23 protein-coding genes are annotated in these 23,628 nt (G+C 53.9%); 2 read left to right on the forward strand and 21 right to left on the reverse strand.

Annotation, left to right across the window (positions count from 1 at the left end; translation table 11 throughout):
* Positions 1–184 precede the first annotated feature (184 nt).
* The 16 genes from C8N40_RS22220 to C8N40_RS22295 all read right to left on the reverse strand — a co-directional run bounded on the left by C8N40_RS22220 (position 185) and on the right by C8N40_RS22295 (position 14,380).
* Positions 185–952: an ABC transporter permease subunit gene (locus tag C8N40_RS22220; RefSeq protein ID WP_108214012.1), complete on the reverse strand. Its 768-nt coding sequence runs from the start codon at positions 950–952 to the stop codon at positions 185–187.
* Positions 949–1,662 (reverse strand): ABC transporter ATP-binding protein, encoded by a 714-nt coding sequence (locus C8N40_RS22225; protein WP_108214013.1) that lies wholly within the window; start codon positions 1,660–1,662, stop codon positions 949–951. The genes C8N40_RS22220 and C8N40_RS22225 overlap by 4 nt, the downstream gene beginning before the upstream one ends.
* Positions 1,625–2,923, reverse strand: coding sequence for a nitrous oxide reductase family maturation protein NosD (gene nosD / locus C8N40_RS22230; RefSeq protein ID WP_108214014.1), 1,299 nt, complete (start codon positions 2,921–2,923; stop codon positions 1,625–1,627). Before nosD ends, C8N40_RS22225 begins: the two co-directional genes overlap by 38 nt.
* A complete protein-coding gene (locus C8N40_RS22235; protein ID WP_108214015.1) occupies positions 2,907–3,371 on the reverse strand; it encodes a nitrous oxide reductase accessory protein NosL in 465 nt (154 codons plus the stop codon). The genes nosD and C8N40_RS22235 overlap by 17 nt, the downstream gene beginning before the upstream one ends.
* A 10-nt stretch (positions 3,372–3,381) precedes the next feature.
* The gene (locus C8N40_RS22240) at positions 3,382–3,972 is read right to left on the reverse strand and encodes a hypothetical protein (protein WP_108214016.1); all 591 of its coding nucleotides are present in this window, start codon (positions 3,970–3,972) and stop codon (positions 3,382–3,384) included.
* Positions 3,973–4,060: 88 nt separating this feature from the next.
* Positions 4,061–6,100 (reverse strand): Sec-dependent nitrous-oxide reductase, encoded by a 2,040-nt coding sequence (gene nosZ, locus C8N40_RS22245; protein ID WP_108214017.1) that lies wholly within the window; start codon positions 6,098–6,100, stop codon positions 4,061–4,063.
* Between the two features lie 29 nt (positions 6,101–6,129).
* A complete protein-coding gene (locus C8N40_RS22250; protein WP_108214018.1) occupies positions 6,130–6,666 on the reverse strand; it encodes a c-type cytochrome in 537 nt (178 codons plus the stop codon).
* A gap of 192 nt (positions 6,667–6,858) precedes the next feature.
* On the reverse strand, positions 6,859–7,626 hold the full coding sequence (locus C8N40_RS22255) for an ABC transporter permease subunit (RefSeq protein ID WP_108214019.1): 768 nt from the start codon (positions 7,624–7,626) through the stop codon (positions 6,859–6,861).
* Between the two features lie 3 nt (positions 7,627–7,629).
* Positions 7,630–8,334: an ABC transporter ATP-binding protein gene (locus C8N40_RS22260; protein WP_108214020.1), complete on the reverse strand. Its 705-nt coding sequence runs from the start codon at positions 8,332–8,334 to the stop codon at positions 7,630–7,632.
* The gene (locus C8N40_RS22265; RefSeq protein ID WP_108214021.1) at positions 8,297–9,595 is read right to left on the reverse strand and encodes a nitrous oxide reductase family maturation protein NosD; all 1,299 of its coding nucleotides are present in this window, start codon (positions 9,593–9,595) and stop codon (positions 8,297–8,299) included. Before C8N40_RS22265 ends, C8N40_RS22260 begins: the two co-directional genes overlap by 38 nt.
* Complete coding sequence (locus tag C8N40_RS22270; RefSeq protein WP_108214022.1) at positions 9,579–10,043, reverse strand: nitrous oxide reductase accessory protein NosL; 465 nt, start codon at positions 10,041–10,043, stop codon at positions 9,579–9,581. The genes C8N40_RS22265 and C8N40_RS22270 overlap by 17 nt, the downstream gene beginning before the upstream one ends.
* Positions 10,043–10,654: a hypothetical protein gene (locus C8N40_RS22275; protein ID WP_108214023.1), complete on the reverse strand. Its 612-nt coding sequence runs from the start codon at positions 10,652–10,654 to the stop codon at positions 10,043–10,045. The genes C8N40_RS22270 and C8N40_RS22275 overlap by 1 nt, the downstream gene beginning before the upstream one ends.
* 204 nt (positions 10,655–10,858) lie before the next feature.
* A complete protein-coding gene (gene nosZ / locus C8N40_RS22280) occupies positions 10,859–12,904 on the reverse strand; it encodes a Sec-dependent nitrous-oxide reductase (RefSeq protein WP_108214024.1) in 2,046 nt (681 codons plus the stop codon).
* A gap of 34 nt (positions 12,905–12,938) precedes the next feature.
* Positions 12,939–13,472: a c-type cytochrome gene (locus tag C8N40_RS22285; protein WP_245905235.1), complete on the reverse strand. Its 534-nt coding sequence runs from the start codon at positions 13,470–13,472 to the stop codon at positions 12,939–12,941.
* A gap of 193 nt (positions 13,473–13,665) precedes the next feature.
* A complete protein-coding gene (locus tag C8N40_RS22290; RefSeq protein WP_108214025.1) occupies positions 13,666–13,962 on the reverse strand; it encodes a phosphoribosylpyrophosphate synthetase in 297 nt (98 codons plus the stop codon).
* Positions 13,963–13,987: 25 nt separating this feature from the next.
* Positions 13,988–14,380, reverse strand: coding sequence for a cupin domain-containing protein (locus tag C8N40_RS22295; protein ID WP_108214026.1), 393 nt, complete (start codon positions 14,378–14,380; stop codon positions 13,988–13,990).
* Positions 14,381–14,851: 471 nt separating this feature from the next.
* On the opposite strand from C8N40_RS22295, the gene C8N40_RS22300 reads away from it, so the two are divergent.
* Positions 14,852–15,088 carry a hypothetical protein gene (locus tag C8N40_RS22300; RefSeq protein WP_108214027.1) on the forward strand — a complete coding sequence of 79 codons (237 nt, stop codon included), beginning with the start codon at positions 14,852–14,854 and terminating at the stop codon, positions 15,086–15,088.
* Between the two features lie 88 nt (positions 15,089–15,176).
* On the opposite strand, the gene C8N40_RS22305 is transcribed toward C8N40_RS22300, so the two are convergent.
* From C8N40_RS22305 to C8N40_RS22320, 4 genes are all read right to left on the reverse strand, one after another.
* Complete coding sequence (locus C8N40_RS22305; protein WP_108214028.1) at positions 15,177–16,751, reverse strand: sodium/sugar symporter; 1,575 nt, start codon at positions 16,749–16,751, stop codon at positions 15,177–15,179.
* Between the two features lie 121 nt (positions 16,752–16,872).
* Positions 16,873–17,928 (reverse strand): UDP-glucose--hexose-1-phosphate uridylyltransferase, encoded by a 1,056-nt coding sequence (locus tag C8N40_RS22310; protein ID WP_342749999.1) that lies wholly within the window; start codon positions 17,926–17,928, stop codon positions 16,873–16,875.
* Between the two features lie 307 nt (positions 17,929–18,235).
* The gene (locus C8N40_RS22315) at positions 18,236–19,396 is read right to left on the reverse strand and encodes a galactokinase (protein WP_108214030.1); all 1,161 of its coding nucleotides are present in this window, start codon (positions 19,394–19,396) and stop codon (positions 18,236–18,238) included.
* Positions 19,397–19,527: 131 nt separating this feature from the next.
* A complete protein-coding gene (locus C8N40_RS22320; protein ID WP_108214031.1) occupies positions 19,528–21,936 on the reverse strand; it encodes a glycoside hydrolase family 2 protein in 2,409 nt (802 codons plus the stop codon).
* A gap of 358 nt (positions 21,937–22,294) precedes the next feature.
* Here C8N40_RS22320 and C8N40_RS22325 point away from each other — a divergent pair, with 358 nt between their 5' ends.
* Positions 22,295–23,119, forward strand: coding sequence for a serine hydrolase (locus tag C8N40_RS22325; protein WP_245905236.1), 825 nt, complete (start codon positions 22,295–22,297; stop codon positions 23,117–23,119).
* Between the two features lie 317 nt (positions 23,120–23,436).
* On the opposite strand, the gene C8N40_RS22330 is transcribed toward C8N40_RS22325, so the two are convergent.
* Positions 23,437–23,628: GMC oxidoreductase (locus C8N40_RS22330; protein WP_146173591.1), on the reverse strand; the 192-nt coding region annotated here is incomplete at its 5' end.

Genomic DNA, 23,628 nt, shown 5'->3' on the forward strand with positions numbered 1-23,628 from the left:
AGATCCTGTATCCTTTCCCACTGCTCATTGGTTAGCTCCATGAGCAACTAACAAGAGAATCTAAAACCTAATTCCTATTTTTGAGATAGCTTCTAGTAAAGAGGGAGTATAAAAAAGAGCGTAAGTCACCGGGACTTACGTTCTTCTAAAGTTTACTGATAAATGGCTTAAGCCGGTGCTTCTACTACAAATCCCTTCTGGAGAAAATCCTGCGGGAGCTGAGCACGGGAATGAGCGCCCAGAGCAGCAGCAGGCCGAAGGCAGCAGTAATACCCCACACACTTCCGAAAATGCTTTTATACAAGGCACCGGTGTACCCCATCAGCGCCGACACGTCCAGGTTCAGCAGCACGATGATGCGGCCTAGATCCACCGGGTTGAGGGCCGTCATGGCCAGCGTAGCATACTCCAGCGGGTAATCGGCAAAGGCGTAAAGTATAAACAGCACGATGCCGTCGTAGATGAGCGCGAAGTAGAACCACAGCATCAAGGCAATGCCAATGCCCTTGGCTTTATCCCGGGTGATAACCGAGGCCAGAAAAGCCAGCGCCACGAAGATGAAGGTGATGAACACGCCCGTGAGCACCAGGTAAAAACCCGTTAGTCCCGCGCCAAAAACAGCCACCGGAATGCCCACTCCCACCAAAAAGGCCACCGAAAGCGATAGCGCCACGCCCAGGTACTCGCTCATGAAAATCTTGGTGCGGTTAATGGGCTGCGACACCAGCAGCTCCATAAACTCATAGGAGTTGTAGAAGTGGGTGGTGGCAAACACGATGCTGATGAGCGGCACGGTGAGCAGCACCAGGTTCAGCAGGCTAAGGATGCCCTTGTCGGGGCTGCCGCCCAGGTTAAACAACCCGATGGAGAGCAGCAGCAGAAACAGAGTATAAGCGATGATGATCTTGCTCTTGATGATGTCGAGCAGCACGTATTTAATGATCTTTTTCATGGGTGATATCCTTCGTTCATGATTTTGGCAACGGCGCGGCTCAGGCGCTCTTCCTGGGTGTGCGCTTTCAGGTCGGGGATGGTTTCGTAGAACTTTATACTTCCGTCCACCAGGCAAAGTACTTCATCGGCCACCTCCTCTATCTCGCTCATGATGTGGGAGGTGATGAGAATGAGCTTGCCGCGCTTCTTCTCCTTAAGGATTTTAGATTTCAGAATTTCAGCGGCGATGGGGTCCAGGCCGGCAGTGGGCTCGTCGAGGATGAGGATGCGTGGGTTGAACATAAAGGCCAGCGCCGCGCTCACCTTCTGCTTGGTACCACCCGACAGAGCTCCCATACGCTTCTCGTCTATCTCCTTCAGCGAGTATAGTCCGATCAATTCCTCGTCCACCTCTTTCTCGCTTTTGCGGATGTCGCGGATCATCTCAATCACCTGCCGGATTTTCATGTTCTCGGGGTAGCGGCCAATCTGGGGCATGTAGCCTATCTGGCTGCGGTAGGCATGCTTGCCCAGCACGCTCTGCCCGTCAAGTTTAATTTCGCCGCTGTCGGGCAGCACCATGCCCAGGATGCATTTGCTCAGGGTGGTTTTGCCCGCGCCGTTCGGGCCAATGATCGAAACAACCTTGCCGGGGCTAAACTCGACGCTCACGTTCCGGAGCACCTGCAGTTTACCGTACGACTTGTGTAAGTTTTCTATCGTTATCATGTTTCACTCTACTCATTAAGGGTTTTTCATCCACCAGGTTTTCCGGGATAATGCTGGGCAGCACCTTCTCCATGTTATCGAGCAGGTCTACCATAAAGCTGCGCATAAACATAACCGATGGCGGCACACGCTCCACCAGCATCGAAAACAGGCTCACCGGCCGGTACGGCACATCGCCCACGCCATCTTTGTCCAGGTCGTAGCCGGTATACTTTTCCCAGTAGTTGTTCTCCACCAGGTTCAGCTGACTGGGCCCGTTGGTGCTTATATCAAAGGAGTTGCCGGTAAAATTATTCAGTTTGAGGGTGTTATCTATACTGGAGGTAAGCAGCTTGATGGCCCAGCCGTTTCGCTCGAAGTTGTTGTGCTGCATGTCCAGGCGGCTGGAGCTCTCCATGTAGATGCCGGTGGTGTTGCGGCGGAAGGTGTTGTTCCGTATCACGCTGTCGCGGATGTCCTTGAGCAGCAGGCCGTAGGAGGCTGCGCCCCAGTTGTTCTCGAAGGTGTTGTGCTCCATGTGCACCTTATCGGTATACATCACGGCCACGCCGGCCCCGTTGTGCCGGAAGGTGTTGTAAGTATAGTTATTACCGTTGGAGAACATAAAGTGCAGGCCGTAGCGCTGGTTGTCCTGGCTGATGTTGCGGTGTACCTCGCTGTTTTTCACCACCTCCAGGTAGATGCCGTCGCGGTGGCCCTGCACGGTATTGCCGGTTATCTCCACCTCGTCGGTGCGGTACACATGGATGGCATTGCCCAGCGCCGATTCAGTTTTCTCCCCTTTCTCTCCTTTTACCACATTGTCCTTCACCACAATCCCTTCGGAGTATTGCAGGTAAATGCCGAAGTAGGTGTTGAGGATGGTGTTGTTGAGGATGCGGACGTTGCTGCGCTGCACCACCCGGATGGCGGCATCGTCATGCCGGTAACTGGTGGCGATGTTCTGCAGGGTCAGTCCCTGGATGGTTACGTTATCGGACAGCACCGTCAGTATCTGTCCCTTAAAGTTGCTGTCTATTATAGGGTTGTTGCGGCCAAGTAGGGTCAGGGGTTTGTTTATCTCTATGCCATGTTCCTGGTAGGTGCCGCCATCCACCACAATCGTGTCGCCGGCGGCGGCTTTTGCCACAGCTTCCTTTACCGAAGTATAAGGGCAGGTTTTGCATACGTTCAGGGTGTTGTTACCTAGCGCGGCTTGGCCACCTAGCGTTAGGGCCAGTATGTAGGCAAGTATGAAAATTTGCTTAGTCGGGTTTCTCATTATTCTTTACAGCTAAAACTACCTGGTTCCAATCGAGCAGGCGGCCACCATGCTCCTGATGCAGCTGCTCTGCGGTTGCCTTATCGGCCACGGCCGTCAGAAACATGCCCATGGGGCTTGGCATCTCGCGGCTTTGCAGAAAATACGCCTCCTTCGCCTCCACCAGATGGTTGGGGTTGGTATAGTCTGTTACCAGCAGGAAAGCTGCTTTCTCGCCCTGCTCCGGCTGTTCGTTCACAAGCGCGGCCAGGCACTCTGCCGAGTCGAAGTAGATGGCTTTGCCTTTGTCGTTAACCAGCTCGGCGCCGTAGCGGTTGTCGGCCACGGTCATGTTGCAGTGGGCGCAGTTGGCTTCTCCATAAGGTATAGGCTTGGGCTCTACCGAGCAGGCTGCCAGCAGGAGCAGCGTAGCCAGCAGACTGAAAGTATACGTCACGTTTTGTTTCATAAGGTAAGGGTCACGATGCTAGTTGGGTTTTCATTGATTTCTTGCTTAAGATATAAACTAATCCGCCAAGTACAAGCCCCAGGAATATCCCCAGGGCGCCCCACGAGGGCAATGAGAGCGCATGGAAGTTTAGTAGCTGCTTGCTACCAAACAGAGGGGGGATATATGTCATGCCCGGCACCTTGATAGGCGCTGTGGGGTCCAGGTTGGTGCCGAACTTTACCAGCCACAGGTAAAAATCAAGTATACCGACGGCTCCGGCAACGGCCAGCAGCAGCACCCATACCAGCACCCACTTCCGGTTCCCCAGCAGCCCCACCAGCACGCCTGTCACCATAAAGGCAATCACGATGTAGGGCATGTACTTGAGTTCGGCAAAAGAATCGGGGTGGATTTTCTCCATGCCGATGTAGTGATTGAGGATGTTAAAATTCTGCAGCACGCTCTCCGAGCTGCCGCCCAGCTTGTTCACCCAGATGTGCAGCTCCAGCCCTTCCGGGTACTGGGGCGCCTGCAGGTAGATCTTCCACATCGGAAACAGGAACAACAGCCCCAGCGACAGCGCTGCCACGATCATGACTACTCTCAGGTATACGCTCATCCTATTGTTGGTCTAAAGTGAAACGCATAAAAAGACAGCGGAGCCTGCTTAAGGACAAACTCCGCTGCCATGCCGCACAAGACCCAGATTAGTTTACGGATGCTTGTGCTGGAGGTACTGGTTTCGGCTTGCCGGTGGAGAACTTAATCGGCACGTTGGATCCCCTTGGCGACACCCGGACGTAGCCCTGCATCTCCTGGTGCAGCGCCGAACAGAAGTCGGTACAGTAGAACGGATACACGCCCGCCTGTTTAGGCACCCACCTGAGCGACTGCGTGGCGCCTGGCATGATGAGGGTTTCGGCGTTGTTGGCTCCCATTACGGCAAAACCATGCGGCACGTCCCAGTCTTGCTCCAGGTTGGTCACATGGAAAATAACCGTGTCGCCCACCTGTATCCCTTCGATGTTATCCGGGGCAAAGTGGCTTCTGATGGAGGTCATGTTCACTTTCACGGTTCTGCCCTGGCGCGTCACCTTCACGTCTTTCTCTGATTTAACAGCCTCGGGGTGCGTGTTTTCGTCCAGCTTATAGAACTTCACGCTGTTTGGCGCCACTTTATCGGCAACGATAGCCTGCGCATAGTGCGGCTCGGCCAGTGTCGGGAAGTCGAGCAGCATCCGCATCTTGTCGCCACTGATATCGATTAGCTGTGCCGAGTGCAGCAGTTCGGGGCCTGTTGGCAGGTAGCGGTCTTTGGTGATCTTGTTCATTACCACCATATACTTGCCATACGGATCCTTGGTATCACCGCCCGGAATCATCAGGTGCCCCGGAGAGTAGTATACCGGCATTCTGTCCAGCACCTTCAGGTCTTTCACGTTCCACTTCACCACCTCCGACGACACAAACATGGTAGAGTAGCCATTGCCTTTGTTGTCGAACTCGGTGTGCAGTGGTCCCAGGCCTGGCTCTTTCACCTCGCCATAGAGCACGGACTCATACTTGAACACCGGGATACCGTTCACCTCTCCGTCAAAATCCTTATTCTCAATGGCTTTCTGCATCTTAGAGAAAGAGAACACCGGCAGCGAGGAGGCCAGCTTGCCGTTTACCACCATGTACTCCCCGGTTGGGTCCACGTCGATGCCATGCGGGGATTTCGGGGCCGGGATCAGGTACATCATGCCCGGGCACTCTTCCGGTAGCAGGTAGCGCACTGTCTTTTTGATGGTAGACTTGGCCGTGTGGGTGCCGTGGTCCAGCTTGTTGTGATAATAGTTGGCGGGCATTTCGTGGGCTTTACCCTCCGCGGCATACTTGGCAGCCAGTTTCCAGTTGATGGCGGCCAGGTAATCCTTGTCGTTCTGGGAAGCGCCAAGCTCTTTCAGCGTACCGGCCCGCTCGGTATTGTAGGTTGTAAAGAACACCCAGTCCTCAGACGGGCCTTTGCCACCGTTTGCCAGGTCGTAGTCGAAGCCGGGCACCAGCACCTGGAAGTCCAGCTCCATGTCGCCGTTATCCTTGTCTACCTTGATAAAGGAGATAGAGCCGCGGAACTTCTCTTCATACTCATCCAGGCTGGCGTCCCCCATGCCCCCTTTCTCCATATCGATTGGCACCGAGAAGCGGGTACCGGCCAGGATGTACTCGTTGTTGTTGGTAGGGTACGGCGAGCAGTGGTTACCGGCAGAGTTCGGAATCTCCATGATCTCCACTGTCTCAAAGGTTTTCAGGTCGACGCGCGCCACGCGCGGGGTGTTGTTGCCGTTTGCAAACAGCCAGCGGCCATCGGCCATGCCATCGGTGCGCGACAGCTTGGGGTGGTGCAGGTCGTCCCAGGGCACAAAGCCGTGCGAGGTCATCAGCATGGGCTTGGTTTCCTCGTTGTAGCCGTAGCCGTTCTCGGCTTGCTGGGTAAACACCGGGATTACCTTCAGCAGCCTGCCTGAGGGGATGCCGTAAACCGATACCTGTCCGTTAAAGCCCCCAGACAAAAAAGAGTATAATTCATCGTGCTGTCCTGGTGGCACATAGACTGCGGCGGCGGCATCCTCTGCCACTCCGCTTGCCTGACTGCTACCAGCTTTATCCCCACCACAACTCTGCAGAACCACACCGGTTAGTAAGGCCAAGGGCAGGCCAAATCCGGACCTCAGATTAGTTAGTTTATTCGCGAGTGCTCTCATAAGAATATGGTTTATGGTATGAATGCGATCTACTTGTTCAGGTTTTCTAAATCATTCTGCCTTAAAAACTCCAGAATGGCTCTCGCATCTTTCTCTGAGATATCCTGGTTCGTCATTTGGGTTAAGTGCTCGGCCAGCAGTTTTTTAGCAGTTGGGTCTTTTTTCGTCATCTCCTCCGGGTTTATCACCATGTTCATGATCCACTCCGGCTTTCGTTTTTCGGTTACACCCAGCAGTCCGGGGCCCACAATTTTCTGGTCGGTCAGCTGGTGGCAGGCAGAGCACTTGCCCTCAAAAATGGTCTTGCCTTCTGCAGCTAGCGCCTCATCTATCTGGTCTCCCACTTCTACTGTAGACACAGGGCCAATGCCCTTGCCATCATCCTCAATTTCCTCGGCTACGGTCTCCCCTTGTTGCGCTGATCCTTCCTCGGTTGCCTTGTTGTCGCCATCTCCGGAGCAGCTGGTAAGCACCGCCGCGCAGCATAACAGCGCCATTCCAAAGCGCAGGGGTTTCAGAAGTGCATCTGCCATCATTTTGTTTAAGGTTCCTGTTGGTTTTGCCATGATATTGCGAGTTTTGTTTAAACAGCTTTACACGGACATGTACGGCACGTAATCTTAACTGTTATAATTACAGTGCAAATCGAACTTTTACGAACGAGCCATGAAACGAAAAACGCGCAGCCTTACCAGACTGCGCGTTTAAACACCAAAACACGTAATTACCTTATGAACAGGCAGATATCAGTACTGTTGCTACAAATCCCGTTTACTGAATATCCTGCCCGAGCTGGCCAAAGGCACCACTGCCCACACCAGCATTAACCCGAAAGCCAGTCCTATACCCCACAGGCTGCCCAATATACTTTTATAGAGCGCACCGGTATAGCCCATCAGCGCCGACACGTCCAGGTTCAGCAGCACGATGATGCGGCCCAAGTCCACCGGGTTGAGGGCCGTCATGGCCAGGGTGGCGCTTTCCAGCGGGTAATCGGCAAAGGCGTAAAGTATAAACAGCACGATGCCGTCGTAGATGAGCGCAAAGTAAAACCACAGCAGCAGCGCGATGCCAATGCCCTTGGCTTTATCCCGGGTGATAACCGAGGCCAGAAAGGCCAGCGCCACGAAGATGAAGGTGATGAACACGCCCGTGAGCAGCAAGTATAAGCCGGTTATACTTGCCCCGAAAATCAGCATGGGCACCCCCACCCCAAGTATAAACGCACCTGATAAGGAGCAGGCCACGCCCAGGTACTCGCTCATGAATATTTTCTTGCGGTTGATGGGCTGTGCTACCAGCAGCTCCATAAACTCATAAGAGTTGTAGAAATGCGTGGTGGCAAACACAATACTTATCAGCGGCACGGTGAGCAGCACCAGGTTCAGCAAGCTGAGGATGCCCTTGTCGGGGCTGCCACCCAGGTTAAACAACCCGAAGGAGAGCAGCAGCAAAAACAACGTATAAGCCAGTACGATTTTGTTCCGGATGATGTCGTAGAACACGTATTTGATTATCTTGTTCATGGCTTAGTCCTCCTCCATTATTTTGGCAATAGCCCGGCCCAGTCGCTCTTCGTTTGCCTGGGCTTTTATACCTGCAATTGTTTCGTGGAATTTAAGCTGCCCGTCCATCAGGCACATCACCTCATCGGCTACCTCCTCTATCTCGCTCATGATGTGGGAGGTGATGAGGATGAGCTTGCCCCGTTTCTTCTCCTTAAGGATTTTAGATTTCAGAATTTCAGCGGCGATGGGGTCCAGGCCGGCAGTGGGCTCGTCGAGGATGAGGATGCGCGGGTTGAACATGAAGGCCAGCGCGGCGCTCACCTTCTGTTTGGTCCCGCCCGACAAGGCACCCATGCGCTTCTCGTACATACTTTTCAGGTTGTACAGCCCAATCAGCTCCTCGTCCACCTCCTTGGCGTCCTTGCGGATGTCGCGGATCATCTCTATTACCTGCCGGATTTTCATGTTCTCGGGGTAGCGGCCAATCTGGGGCATATAGCCAATCTGGCTGCGGTAGGCGTGCTTGCCCAACACGCTCTGCCCGTCAAGTTTTATATCGCCGCCGTCAGGCAGCACCATGCCAAGTATACACTTGCCCATGGTTGTTTTACCGGCCCCGTTCGGGCCAATTACGGATACTACCTTGCCTGGCCCGAAGCTTACGTTCAGGTCTTTGAGCACCTGTAACTTACCGTAGGACTTGCGCAAGTTTTCTATCGTTATCATGTTCTATTTTCTTCATTAAGGGTTGTTCATCCACCAGGTTCTCCGGTATAAAGCTCGGCAGCACTTTCTCGATGCTGTCCAGCAGGTCTACCATAAAGCTGCGCATAAACATAACCGAGGGCGGTACGCGCTCCACCAGCATGGAGTACAGGCTCACCGGCCGGTAGGGCACATCGCCTACCCGGTCTTTGTCCAGGTCGTAGCCGGTGTACTTGTCCCAGTAGTTATTTTCAAAACGGTTGAGCTGCGAGTCACCGTTGGTGCTCACGTCAAAGGAGTTGCCGGTGAAGTTGTTAAACTTAAACACGTCGTCGGTGCAGCTACTCAGCAAGCGCACGGCCCAGCCGTTACGGTCAAAATCGTTTCGCTGCAAATCCAGGCGGCTGGAGCTTTCCATGTAAATGCCCGTGGTGTTGCGGCGGAAGGTGTTGTTATGGATAACGCTGTTGCTGATGTCTTTCAGCAGCAGGCCGTACGCTGCCGCGCCCCAGTTATCCTCAAAAGTGTTGTATTCCATGCGGATGTCGCGGGTGTACATCACGGCCACGCCGGCCCCGTTTTTCCGGAAGGTGTTGTGGGTGTAGGTGTTCCTGTCGGAGAACATGAAGTGCAGCCCGTAGCGCAGGTTATGCTCGCTCAGGTTGTCTTTCACCTCGCTGTCCTTTACAAACTCCAGGTAAATGCCGTCGCGGTGGCCACTTACCTTGTTATTGCTGATTACGGCCTTATCGCAGTACCACAGGTGGATGGCATTGCCCAGCGCCGATTCGTTTTTGCCGGTTACGTCCTGCCCCGCTACCACATTTCCCTTTATCACACAGTTGTCTGAGTTCTGCAGGTAAATGCCAAAGTAGGTGTGCAGGATGGTGTTGTTGAGGATGCGGACGTTGCTGCGCTGCACCACCCGGATGGCGGCATCGTCCTGCCGGTAGCTGGTGGCGATGTTCTGCAGCGTCAGTCCCTCCACGGTTACATTGTCTGATGTGATGGTGAGGATCTGGCCTTTAAAGTTGCCGTCGATGACTGGGTTGTTGCGGCCAAGTAGGGTTAGGGGTTTATTTATTTCTATGCCGTGCTCCTGGTATACGCCGCCTTCCACCAGCACTGTCTCGCCGGGCTTTGCACTGGCCACGGCTTCCTTCACCGAAGTATAGGGGCAGGTGGGGCATACTTTCAGGGTGGTGCCAAAGGCTACCTGACTGCCTAGCATCAGGGCCAACACGTAGGCAAGTATAAATATTTGTTTAGTCGGGTCTTTCATTGTTCTCTACGGCCGAAACCGCCTCGTTCCAGGTGAGCACACGGCCACCTATTTCCTGTTGCATTTTAGTAGCGGCAGCCTCATCGGCTATAGCTGTTAAGTACATGCCCATAGGGCTGGGCAGGGCCTTGGCCTGCAGAAAGCGCGCGTCCTGGGCGCTTATTAGTTCGTAAGGCCTGGTAAAGTCTGTCACCAGCAGGAAGGCTGCTTTCTCGCCCTGCTCCGGCTGCTCGCTCACATAGGCCATCAGGCACTCTGCCGAGTCGAAGAAGTAGGGCTTGCCTTTGTCGTTCACCAGCTCGGCGCCGTAACGGTTGTCGGCCACGGTCATGTTGCAGTGGGCGCAGTTGGCCTGTCCGTAAGGGATGGGTTGTGGCTCCGCAGCACACCCCGCCAGCAGGAGCAGTAGCAAGGCAAGGCTGCAGAAGTATAACTTTCTTATGTTCATCACACCAGTACTTTTCCGGAGCTTACCCCCCGGGTTACAGTTTTATTTTTCAGGCTGAAGTAATACACCACCAATGACAGGGAAATGGCCAGGAAGATGCCCAGGCTACCCAATGCTGGCAGCGACAGCGCCTCAAAGTTCAGCAGTTGCTTGTTTCCCAGCAGCGGCGGAATGTAGGTCATGCCCGGCACTTTAATGGCTGCCTTGGGGTCCAGGTTGGTGCCGAATTTTACCAGCCACAGGTAGAAGTCAAGTATACCCGCGGCACCGGCTACCATCAGCATACCTGACCAGCCCAGTACTAATTTCTTCCTGCCAATCAGTCCCACCAGTACCCCTGTCACCATAAAGGCAATCACGATGTAAGGCATAAACTTAAGCTCGGCAAACGACTCGGCGTGGATGGGCTCCATGCCGATGTAGTGGTTGAGGATGTTGAAGTTCTGCAGCACGCTTTCGGAGCTGCCGCCCAGCTTGTTCACCCAGATGTGCAGTTCCAGCCCTTCGGGGTATTGTGGCGCCTTCAGGTAAATTTTCCACATCGGGAAAACAAACAGGAGGCCGAGGGATAATGCTGCCACAACCATCAGCACTTTTTGGTAAATTTTCATCCTTCTTAATTTTAGATGAGTTAAAAATGGGTTGCGTCAGGAGCCTGTCGAACTCGTCTGCTTCAGCTTTCCGCCTCCCCTATCCCTTCGTCAACCGAGAACTCAGGAAGATACCTGCCTTGCTGAAGTATAAACCGCAACTCGTGTAAAAAAATCAGCGGAGATTACGCTGGGCAACCTCCGCTAATGTACCCAGTTAGCGCATTAGTGAGCTGATGCTACCCCTGGTATGTTCTGTTTCTTCTTGCCTGTGGAGAAGGAAATCGGAACATCGGAACCTTTAGGAGATACCCGGATGTAGCCTTGCATTTCCTGGTGCAGCGCAGAGCAGAAGTCGGTACAGTAGAAGGGGAACACCCCGGTTTTCTTCGGCACCCATGTCAGGGTTTGTGTGGCACCTGGCATGATGAGGGTCTCGGCGTTGTTAGCTCCCATTACCGCGAAGCCGTGAGGCACGTCCCAGTCTTGCTCCAGGTTGGTCACGTGGAAGTATACCGTGTCACCTACCTGTATGCCCTCGATGTTGTCCGGGGTCATGTGGCTTCGGATGGCGGTCATCTTCACGCGCACTCGGTTCTTGCTCTCACGCACCACACTCACGTCTGCTTCTTTCTTCACGGCGTGCGGGTGCTTGTTCTCGTCCAGCTTGTAGAACTTCACACTGTTTGGCGCTACTTTCTCGGCTGGGATGGCCTGCGCGTAGTGCGGTTCAGCCACGGTCGGGAAGTCAAGGAGCATCTTCATTTTCTCACCGGAGATATCAATCAGCTGCGCAGAGTGTGCCAGTTCAGGTCCGGTTGGCAGGTAACGGTCTTTGGTGATTTTGTTCATCGCCACCAGGTACTTGCCATGCGGCTCTTTGGTATCGCCACCCGGAATCATCAAGTGACCAACGGAGTAGTAAACCGGCATTCTGTCCACCACACTCAGGTCGTTCAGTTTCCATTTCACAATCTCAGAAGACACGAACATGGAAGTATAGGCGTTGCCTTTGCCGTCAAACTCAGTGTGCAGTGGTCCCAGGCCTGGCTCTTTCACTTCGCCTTTCAGCACAGACTCGTACTGCAGCACAGGGATACCGTTTTTCTCACCGTCGAACTTCTTGTTCTTGATGGCATCCTGCATCATGGCGAAAGAGAACACCGGAATAGCAGAGGCCAGTTTACCGCTCACCACCATGTACTCCCCTGATGGGTCCACGTCGATACCGTGCGGTGACTTAGGAGCTGGCAGCAGGTACATCATGCCAGGGCACTCTTCCGGTAGCAGGTAGCGCACTTTCTTCTTCACAGTAGATTTAGCGATGTGCGTGTCCTTGTCCATTTTATTATGGTAGTAGTTGGCTGGCATTTCGCGGGCTTTGCCTTCTGCGGCATATTTCGCGGCTAATTTCCAGTTCACTGCGGCCAGGTAGTCACGGTCGTTCTGAGAGGCACCCACCTCTTTCAGCGTACCGGCCTTCTCGGTGTTATAGGTTGTAAAGAACACCCAGTCCTCAGACGGGCCTTTGCCGCCGTTAGCCAGGTCGTAGTCGAAGCCAGGCACCAGAATCTGGAAATCCAGGTCCATGTCGCCTTTGTCCTTGTCAACCTTAATAAAGGAGATAGAACCGCGGAACTCTTCCTCATACTTGTCCAGGCTCACGTCGTTGGTGCCACCTTTCATGTCCAGCGGAACAGAGAAGCGGGTACCGGCAATCACATACTCGTTGTTGTTGGTTGGGTACGGAGAGCAGTGGTTACCGGCAGAGTTTGGCAATTCCATCACCTCTACTGTCTCAAAGGTGGTCAGGTCGATGCGGGCCACACGCGGGGTGTTGTTACCATTCACGAACAGCCAGCGGCCATCTGTCTGGCCATCGGTGCGCGACAGCTTGGGGTGGTGCAGGTCGTCCCAGGGCACAAAGCCGTGAGAGGTCATCAGCATCGCCTTAGACTCCTCGCTGTAGCCGTAGCCGTTCTCGCCGTGCTGCGTAAACACCGGGATAATCTTGAGCAGTCGGCCTGAGGGAAGTCCGTACACAGACACTTGTCCGTTAAAGCCGCCAGACAGGAAGGAGTACAATTCGTCGTGCTTGCCTGGGGCCACGTACACAGCAGAGGCTGCGTCGGATGCCACGCCTTCCGCGGTAGAGCCGGCATTGCGGCCATCCGTGTTGCTACATCCCTGTAGCGCGGAGCCGGCTGCCACTGCCATCAGCAGGGCGGCCTTGGGGGCTGCTTTTTTAAATTTATTAATCAAAGTTTCCATAAAAGTATGGTTTGTGTAGATGTGTGTGTTTCTATTAGATGTTTTGGTCGTTCTGTCTCAGAAACTCCAGAATAGCTCTGGCATCCTGCTCGTTCACGTTCTGGTTTGTCATCTGGGTTAGGTGCTCGGCCAGCAGTTTCTTAGCAGTCGGGTCTTTCTTGGTCATCTCCTCGGGGTTGATGATCATGTTCATCACCCACTCGGGCTTGCGCTTCCCGGTTACTCCCGCCAGGCCAGGGCCTACTATTTTCTGGTCGCTCAGTTGGTGGCAGGCAGAGCACTTGCCCTCGAAAATCGCCTTGCCGGATGTGGCAAGCGCTTCGTCTATGCCTTCACCCACCTCAACCGAAGTTACAGGGCCAATGCCTTTGCCGTCGTCTTCAACAGGTGCCTCGGTCTGGTGTGCCAGGCCGCTTTCCTGCTGCCCTGCACTGGCGTTAGCATCTCCCTCGCCTGAAGAGCAGCTAAAAAGGATAGTACCCGACATCAGTGCCACGACGCTCAGCTGCAATGGCTTCAGAAACATGCTTACCAATGTTTCCCGTAGGTTCTTGCTTTTATTTTTCATGATTCTAAAAGTTGATAAAGTAGTGTTCAGAGTTTTTATGTGTCTTTTTCTGTTACAAAAGTATTACTCGCATATTCCGAAATAAAAGATGTTTATCTCTTTTATATATGACATTTGTCACTTTTTAGGAGGGGCTGGCTGCATACTTTCCGCACCGCACCGGCCTTCCAAGACATCGGTTGTACTGCCCCCCTTAGTCTATCTTCGCCAGGAATGCGCCCGAGGCCTCCTCGGAGTAAATGCCGTAAGCATCTACCAGCGTGCCCTTTACCCCATGCATCGGTGAGCTGACGACGTACACCACTGCGCTCTCGGCCGGGTCGCTCATCTCCTCGAACCTGTGCACCTGCAGCAGCTCGAATTCGTGCGGTAAAAAGCTTCGCTCCTCCTGCTGGCAGTAGATACACCCCTGCCGCAGGTTAAAGTCATGGGTATACCCTTGCTGTTGCAAATCCGCTAGGGCTTCTAAAACGGTTCCGTAGGTCTTCATTAATGGACAGAATTAAGGGTTTACATTAAGCAGCTGCAGGAGCCATGGTCAGAAGAAAGGCCGCTTCTGTGGTAGCCTGAACCCTATGCCGCACATTTTCCTTCAAAGTCAGCATCTGGCCTTGCTGCAGCAGCACCGTTTCTTCGGCGGCCCCAAACTTTATCTCCCCCGATAGCACCTGCACACTGATGGGGCCACTGGCCTGGTGTGGCTTAATCTCTGTGCCTGCCTGCATCACGTTCAGCACAAGCCGCAGCGAGTCTGTCTTGTAGAGCGTTCTGGCACCTCTTCCTGTCTTCTTCCAGTTTTCCTCCTCTTTTAGCTCCTGCACCAGGGCCGGCAGGTTATAAGTCAGTAGGCCGGGGGCTTTTTCCTTACCAGTTGAGGAGCTCTGACTATTTCCTGTATCGTTTTTCATACTTACCTCTTTTATAAAGCCTTACACTTGCATTTTCATCATGACCAAAGGTAGAGACAGGGGCTCTTAAAATAAAAGACTTTAATATCTTTTATTAATGATCTTTATCAGTTTCAGGTGCCAGATGTATTAGGGGCTAAGATGAGACCCGGTGAAGGAGAGATAAAAAGGTCAGATTGTTGAAGTTTTATCAGCAGGAAGCGTAGCGGCACGACCTGACGCGAGGCTGGCGGTCCCGTACTTTCCGGGGAGAAAAGCGCCTGCTTACACAGGGACATTTTGGATAGCAGGAGCCCCTGTTATGGAGTGTTTACTGCCTGCTTTTATACTTTCTTTGCCTCACGAACCATAGGCTATACTTTATACTTTTCCGCTGCAACTACATCAGCATCAAGCCATAGGCAAGTATAAAGTATAACTTAGCGGCCTGGCTCTGCGTTAGTATAAACCTGAAACAAGCTGACTTATACTATGAAAAAGATATTTTTAATTGCACTGGGTGCCGTTGCGTTTGCCTGCAGCGACGCTGCCGACAACAGAACCACTGGCTCCGAAGACGCAGCGGCAGGAAGCACAGACGTAGAAGAGAATGTGGAAATTGGCGCAGGGGAAGAGATCTCGCCTCAGCTCGACCTGGATTCCGCCTCTAACGAGCGGCTTGACGTCGACACCGTGTCAAACAGGTCTGTGGATGATCAGCAGCAATAGGCGGAACGTGTATACATTATACCTATAAAAACAGGCCCGCCGGCGCTTCTGCGCCGGCGGGCCTGTTTTTGGGAAGTATATCCGCTCCTTACCAGAACACAATATAAATAGCGGCCACTATAAACAGGATAGCTATAGCAAACACGTTAAAGATGCTCTCCGTTTGGAAAAGCCCTTTATCAAGCTTAACTGTATACTCCGGATACTTGCCCTGGCTGTTCTCCCACAAGGAGATGCCCACCATCAGCGCTGACAGCAGCAGGAACACGAGTCCCATCTGGTCGAGGAACGGCATGGTGGGGAAAGCAAGGTCGATGATGATACTGAACGGTACGGAGGCAATGGCTGTCGCCAGGGCCGCGTTTGAGGTAGCGCGCTTCCAGAACAGGCCAAACACGAACAGCACCACAATGCCCGGGCTCACGTAGCCGGTATACTTCTGAATGAACTGGAAGATTTGCTCCTCACCACCCAGCAGCGGCTCTGCCACCAGTCCCGCGATGATGATAGAAACCAAGCTCACCAGGCGTCCCACCATCACCATCTGGTTCTCCGTGGCGTCCTTCTTCAGGTGCGACTTGTAGATGTCCATGGTGAAGATGGTGGCCGTGGAGTTCATCATCGAGCTCAGCGACGACAAGGCCGCCGCTATAAGCGCTGCAAACGCAAGCCCTTTGATACCGGTTGGCACCAGGTTCCCCAGCAACCAGGGGTACGCCTCATCGTAGCGGCTGATGTCGGCATTCAGCACAAAGGCCGCGATTCCCGGCAATACCACCACCAGCGGAATCAGAAGCTTCAGGAAAGCGGCGAACACCAGGCCCCACTGCACTTCCTTTAAGTTTTTAGCCGCCAGCGCTCGCTGTATAATGTACTGGTTAAAGCCCCAGTAGCTGATGTTGGCAATCCACATGCCGCCAAACAGCACCGTCATGCCGGGCAGGTCTTTGTAAAACGGATTGTCCTCCGACAGGATCATGTCGAACTTCTCCGGCGCCTTTTCAAACAGCATGCCCAAGCCTTTCACAGGGCCGTCTCCGCCACTCACGGCATCCAGCGCCAGGTAAGTGGTTACCAGGCCGCCCAAGATCAGGAAGACTACCTGAATCACGTCCGTCCAGGCCACTGCCTTCAGACCACCGTAGACTGAGTACGCCACCGCTACCGCCGCCAGGCCGATGATGGCCGCTGTCGTGCTGATGTCCAGCACCACACTCAGCGCCAGCGCCGACAAGTATAAAACGGTGGTCAGGTTCACGAAGATGTAGAGCATGATCCAGAAAACCGCCAGGCTGGTACGGATGCGGTCGTCGTAGCGCAGCTTGAGGAACTGCGGCATGGTGAAGATACCCTCCTTGAGGTAGATGGGGAGGAAGTACTTGGCCACCAGCAGGAGCGTAACCGCCGCCATAAACTCGTAGCTGGCAATGCCCAGGCCAATGGCGAAGCCGGAGCCGGACATCCCGATAAACTGCTCTGCCGAGATGTTGGAGGCGATGAGCGAGGCCCCGATGGCCCACCAGGGCAGCGACTTACTGGCCAGGAAGTAATCGGTGGAGTTTTTGGTGTGCCCTTTCTTCTCCCGGGAAACCCACAGGCCCACCACAATGATGAGCACGCAGTAACCCAGAAAAATCGCAATGTCAAGTGTAGAGAGATTCATCTAGTTTTCGTTTTAGATATCCAATATAAAGGATTCAGTCTGAATTATGAATATAGGAGATTTATTTTATAGCCTATGCCGCGGATGGGCCACGTGTGCCTTCTCAAAAGTATAGCTGCCTTTAGCGCACCAGGCCGCGGAGCAGGCTGGCTGCCGCCTCCGGGGTGATGTCGCGCTGCGGGTTGCCCATCATCTCATAGCCTACCATAAACTTCTTCACCGTGGCCGATCGCAAAAGCGGCGGGTAAAAGTGCATGTGGAAGTGCCAGCCCGGATACGCCTGCCCGTCGGTAGGGCTTTGGTGGATGCCCGAGGAGTATGGGAACGAAATGCCGAATACCCGGTCATAAGCGGCGGTGAGGACTTTGATAAGGTGGGCAAAGCCGTTCTTCTCCTCCTCCCCCATCTGCCCGATGTGCTGGAAATGGCGCCTGCTGATGACAATGGTCTCGAAGGGCCACACGGCCCAGAAAGGCACCAGCGCCACAAAATGCTCGTTCTCGGCCACCACCCGCTCGCGCGTTTCCAGTTCCAGGGCCAGGTAGTCGGCCAGCAGGCTGCGCTGGTGTTCCGCAAAGTATAGCCCCTGCTGGGTTGTTTCCTTGGCCGGCTCTACGGGCACAGTGCGCTGCGCCCAAATCTGGCCGTGGGGGTGCGGGTTGCTGCAACCCATGATCTGGCCCTTGTTCTCGAAGATCTGTACATAGTTGATGAAGTCCCTCGAGCCGAGCTCAGCATACTCCTGCTGCCACAGGTCCACCACTTTGCGGATGTCCTCAGGCGCCATGTCGGCCAGCGTCAGGTCGTGGCGGGGCGAGAAGCAGATCACCCGGCAAATGCCGCGCTCGCTCTCGGCCCGGATCAGCTCGCCTTTTACATAGGCGCCGTCGGGCGTGCCTTCCTGCAGTGCGCCGAAGTCGTTGTCGAACACGTAGGTTGACTCGTACACCGGGTTCTGCTCGCCGTTGGCGCGGGTGTTGGTGGGGCACAGGTAGCAGCCCGGGTCGTATTCCGGGCGCGTGTCCTGGCTTTGTTCCTCCTGCTGCCCCTGCCACGGGCGCTTGGCCCGGTGCGGCGACACCAGTACCCACTCGCCGGTGAGCGGGTTATATCTTCTGTGCGGATGCTCCGCTAAATCAAAATCAGACATTGGTATACTTGTGTTGTTGATGCTCAAAAGAGCATTTATACTTTATACTTCAGCTTAGGATGTATACTGTTATTAAGGTATTAACCCACCCTAACTCAAAGCACTAATTCATGCCATTAAAGCAGAAAATAGTAAGCGCTAGATTCTCCCCTTGAGGACAAGCAAGAACGTAGGTTCGTAGCTTGCGACCGCAGGTCATAGAGGGGTGTCAGAGTTTAGCATATGACTTTTGCTACTGGCTTTACACCCCTATAGTCCCCTCAAGGGGACAGTCTTCTGTAGAACTTAACAGCCCTGCCTCTCAATAAGAAAATTTTGAAACGCTGCTCAGGTTTTATACTTGGCTTGGCTCCACCAGGCTGCTGCCATTTACGATCTCAGCCACATAAGTTTTAAGCGCGATGCCGAACTGCTCCTGATAGGCCTCCTCCATACGTTGAATGAAGGTCTCCAGCGCATCCAGTTTCACCAGGTTGATGGTGCAGCCGCCAAAGCCGCCGCCCATCATGCGGGCGCCCAACACCGAATCCATCTCCCTGGCCTGGTCCACCAGAAAGTCCAGCTCCGGGCAACTCACCTCGTAGTTGTGCTGCAGGCCACGGTGCGAAGCGTACATTTTCTCACCAAAGGTTTTCATGTCGCCCTGCTCCAGTGCCTGACAGGCCTCCTCCACGCGGTTGTTTTCTTCTACTACGTAGATACAGCGCTTGTACACCACCGGGTTGAACTCCTCCTGGTGCTGCTCCAGCATCGGGACAGTCACGTCGCGCAGGCTCTTTACCTCTGGGTAAAGCTTTTGCAGCAGCGCCACGCCAGCCTCGCACTCCTGACGTCGGGTGTTATACTCCGAGGAGGCCAGGTTGTGCTTCACCTGCGTGTCGCAAAGCACGATGCGGTAGTCGGCCATCTCCAGGTGGTAGTAGTCGAAGTCGAGGGAGCGGCAGTCAAGTTTGACAGCATGGTCTTGCCGACCATACATGCTGGCGAACTGGTCCATGATGCCGCACTTCACGCCCGCGTACTCGTGCTCGGCCATCTGCGCCATCTTCACCAGGTCAAATTTGGGGATGTTATAGCCGAAGATGTGATTGAGCGCATAAGCCAGCCCACACTCTACCGCCGCAGACGACGAAAGTCCGGCCCCGATCGGCACGTTGCCGCCATACACCAGGTCGAAACCCTCTACTTTATACTTTGCCTGCTGCAACTGCGCAATCACGCCCAGCAGGTAATTGGCCCAGCTCTTCTCCGAGCGCTGCACCTGACTCAGGTCGAACTCAGCGCCTTCCTGCAAATCGTAGGCGTAGGCCCTGAAGGTGTTGGTACCGTTGGGCGCCACGGCAAAGTATATTTCCTTGTTGATGGCGGCCGGCAGCACAAAGCCGTCGTTGTAGTCGGTATGCTCACCGATCAAATTTACCCGACCCGGAGACCGCACCACTACCGGCTGCTGCTGGTAGCGTGACTCGAATGTATCTATGATTTCCTGTAACATCTTATTAAGTATAAAAAACCTCAGAGGGAGTAATTACCCCACCGAGGAGGACAATTTTATTTCATGACTACTTTGGGCAACTGTACTCGGAGCTTTATTAACTGGAGTAGGACTCGCAAGTATAAGCTTCTTTATTTCTCTGCGGAAACAGCCTCCAACGTATAAGTTCCAGCCGCCAGGCCATCCGCCTGCGCCTCTATTTTGATAGAGCCTGCCTTGTTTCCGGCTTTTACAAGTATAGCCGCAATGCTGGCCTCTGCGTCCACGGTTTTCGCTCCTACAATTTCCGCATCGCCTTCTACCAAGAAAGAGACCTGGTTCGTGGCATCCGGCACGACAACACCATTATCGTCGGTTACGCTGGCGTACACAAACACCATATCGTTCACGCCGGCCTGCAGTTTTCTGCCACTATAGTCTGCGCGAAGTATAAGCTTGGCCGGTTTGCCAGCCGTACGCTGCTCGTGCGTAGCCACCTTTTGGTTGTTGATGTAGCCGATGGCCGTTAAGGTACCCGGCTCATACTTTGGCACCTCAAAGGTAAAAGGCGGGTGCGGCAGGTGGGTTGAGTTTGCATCCGCATCCGGCTGCTGGCGCGCGATGGTTTTGCCGTTGAGCTGCAGTTCTACCTCGTCGGTGTTGCTGTATACTTTCACGGTTGTCAGTTTCGGATCATTCCAGTAGTTGGCGACAAACACCATGGGCTTGTGGAAGGTAGCCTGCTTGCGCAAATCCGGAGCGGCCTGGCTCTGGTAGAAATAGTAGGCAAACTTAGGCAGGCGCACAATGTCCATGATACCAGAGGCCTCGATGTCGTCGGCGTAACCGCGCTTGTAGTCATACATGAGCCAGTTGGCATCGCCTACGGCCGGGCCCTGCAGGTTACTGTTGTGGGCCTCCTGGTAGTTGAGGGCCTGCTGCAGCAAACGCTTCTGTCCGAAGCCACGCAATTGGCGGCTCGTCCGCTCCTCCTCTTTCAGATTGGCAAACTCTTTCTGGTTAAAGCCGGCATTTTGCGCATAGTATTCCCAGTCGCCATACTCGGCAATGAGCAGCGGCTTGTCTTTGCTATACTTGTTCCAGTAATCGGGGGCTTTGGCATGCTGGCGGGCCGGGATGAACACATCGTACACGTCGTCTATCCAGCCGCACGTATAAATGTTCTCAAACGGCAGCTCTTCGTGCACCGCCTGGTGAGCCTGTTGCATAAACTCTTTCGTCATCCCCGACTCGTTCAGGGAGGCCTCCCAAAGTATAACCGACGTATAATTACGGTCGCGGCGCACCATGTCGCGCACATCCTGCAGGGCGTTTTTCTGGAACTCCTTATCACCGAAGAACTGCCAGCCCGGCAGGGCATCCATCGTCAGCAGCCCTAACTCATCACAGGCCTCCATAAAAGCCGGCGACTGCGGGTAATGCGACAGGCGCACGAAGTTGAAACCGGCCTCCTTTATTTTATAGGCATCGCGGTAGTTGGCATTGTCGGATAGGGCGTAGCCTACGTAAGGATACTCCTGGTGGCGGTTGGTGCCGCGCAGGTATAACTTCTCACCATTGAGGTAAAAGCCGTCTTTGGCAAAACGGAAAGTCTTCACACCCGTTTTTATACTTTGCTGGTCCAGTACCTGGCCCTTCTGCAGTACCTCTACCTTCAGGTGATACAAGTAGGGCGTGTCGGGCGACCACAGCTTCGGGTTGGTGATAAGTATACTTTGGCTGGCGGTGCCGAACCCGCCCGGCCCCACGGCTATGCTTTCGGAGATAGTCCCTCCTACCCTTTTTCCCTCGCTGTCGGTAAGGGTAAGGCGAACCTGCGCCTCCCGTGGCTCGGCATGGTTGTTTTTCAGCTCGGTCTGCACGTGCAGGGTGGCGCCATTCTGGCTCACGTCCTCGTAGTGCAGCAGCACGCCCCCGCCCGCTACGCGGTTGGCAGCCACGGCGTCGGAGATGTGTAGTTTGTCTTTGGTGATGAGGTAGACTTTGCGGTAGATGCCGCTGTAGTAGTTAAAATCCAGGTCGGCCAGCGGCTTGCCGGGAGCCACGTGCGGATTGTCCTCGTTATTGAGTTTTACCAACACCACGTTCTCCTGCCCATACGTTACCTCCTCGGAGACGTCAACATAAAAGGGAAGGTAGCCGCCCAGGTGCCTGAAGATGTGCTGCCCGTTTAAGTAGACGTCGGCCACTTGCATGGCTGCCTCAAATTTCAGGGCGATGTGCTTTCCGGTATCAGCAGCAGGAACGGTAAAGGACTTGCGGTAGAAAGCTGTGCCCTGCCACTGCTGCTCTGTTTTCTGGATAGGCTCGATGTGGGCAGTGTGCGGCAGCGATACCTGCTCCCAGGCCAAGTTGGTTGCCTGGCTTCCAAAAACGGCGGCGGAGTCTGCATCCCGCACAAATTCCCAGCCATCGTTAAAAAGCTGCCCGGAGGGAGCGCTTGTCTTCTTTTCGCCTCCCCCTTTGCAGCCGGCAAACAGAAACGCGCTACAGAGGCAGACAAACAGAAACAAACGGGTGAGATGATATCTTGCAGGCATTAAAGCTTGGTTTAGGAGTAACTGGGTTTATACTTGTTCGGCAGCAGTACATGCTGCGGCTCCGGATCAAGTATAAACTTTATCTCTCGTAAAAGTATGAAAAATCTTCAGTAACTGCGTGTAGGAACACGCAACATCATAAGCACATCTTTATACTTTGCCCGGCTTGCCGCATCCTGCGCCGTCGAACTTTACCGTAAGGTATGAAGCAAAGTATAAATATAAGGCACTTTGGAGACTCCCGGCAAAAAATTAACTTCACTCTTCGACAACCTGACCCCCTATGCCCCTTCGCGTATACTTACTGGCCCTGCTTCTGCTTTTAGCAGCCTGCACTAGCACCAAACCCAAGCAACCTATGGATGACCTCCGCCAACAGATAAACGCTACCCTCGGAGCCCAGCAAGGCACCTTTGCCGTGGCCTTCAAGGATATGCAAACCGGCAAAGAGCTGCTGCTGAACGCGCAGGAAAGCTTCCATGCGGCCAGCACCATGAAAACACCTGTGCTCATCGAGGCTTACAGGCAGGCATCGGAAGGCAGGTTTTCTTTGTCCGATTCCATCCTTATCCGAAACGAGTTTAAAAGCATCGTAGACGGCAGCCTGTACAGCATTAGCCCGGCAGACGACAGCGAGCAGGAACTTTATACTTTGGTTGGGCAAAAGCGGCCTGTCTCGGAGTTGCTTTACAAAATGATCATCCAGAGCAGCAACCTGGCCACCAACCTTGTCATAGCGGAGCTGGACGCCAAGCAGGTAACCCAAACCATGCGCGAGTTGGGAGCCCGGGACATACAGGTGTTGCGCGGGGTGGAAGACAGCAAAGCTTATGAGCGAGGATTAAACAACACCACCACAGCCTACGACCTGCTGCTGCTGTTCGAGCAAATCGCGGCGGGCAAAGCGGTAAGCCCGGAAGCCTCTCAGGACATGATCCGCATCCTGCTCGACCAGCGGCACCGGGAAATTATACCGGCCAGGCTTCCGGAAGGTGTGAAAGTGGCCCACAAAACCGGCTGGATTACCGGCGTCCGCCACGACTCGGGCATTGTTATACTTCCCGACGGGCGAAAGTATGTGCTGGTGCTGCTGTCTAAAGACCTAAAAGATGAAAAGGCCGCTATGGAGGCCATGGCAACGGTTTCGGAGATGATTTATAAGTATGTGACGGGGCAAGAGTAGCTGAAAGTATAAAATTCAAGTTACGATGAACCCACCCCTACCTCTCCAAGGAGGGGAATAAGATTACAGTTGCAGAATTTGCAGGAATCTACCTCCTTGAAACAGGAGCGATTTATACTTTTCATTTTGTCATCCTGAAAGGATCTTGGTAGCCGGTAGTAAAAACTTCACCTACGGGGCAGGGATGGGTTTACACCTTCACCAAGCGTGAGGATCGCAGCTGAAAGTATAAAGTATAGACAAGTATAAAAGCGCAAGGACCTGCCATTCTACGACGACAGGCCCTTACTCCTTTTACTAAAGTATAAGTATAGCCTTTACAGATTTCCCTTCTTCATCTCGCTCACGGCATAGTCGGCGGCGCGGGCCGTCAGGGCCATGTAGGTGAGCGAGGGGTTTTGGGTGGAGGTCGAGGTCATGCAGGCGCCATCCGTCACGAACACGTTCTTGCAGGCGTGCAGCTGGTTATACTTGTTCAGCAGCGAGGTCTTCGGGTCGTGGCCCATCCG

It is taken from the genome of Pontibacter mucosus, from assembly GCF_003054055.1.
GTDB classification, from domain to species: Bacteria; Bacteroidota; Bacteroidia; order Cytophagales; family Hymenobacteraceae; genus Pontibacter; species Pontibacter mucosus.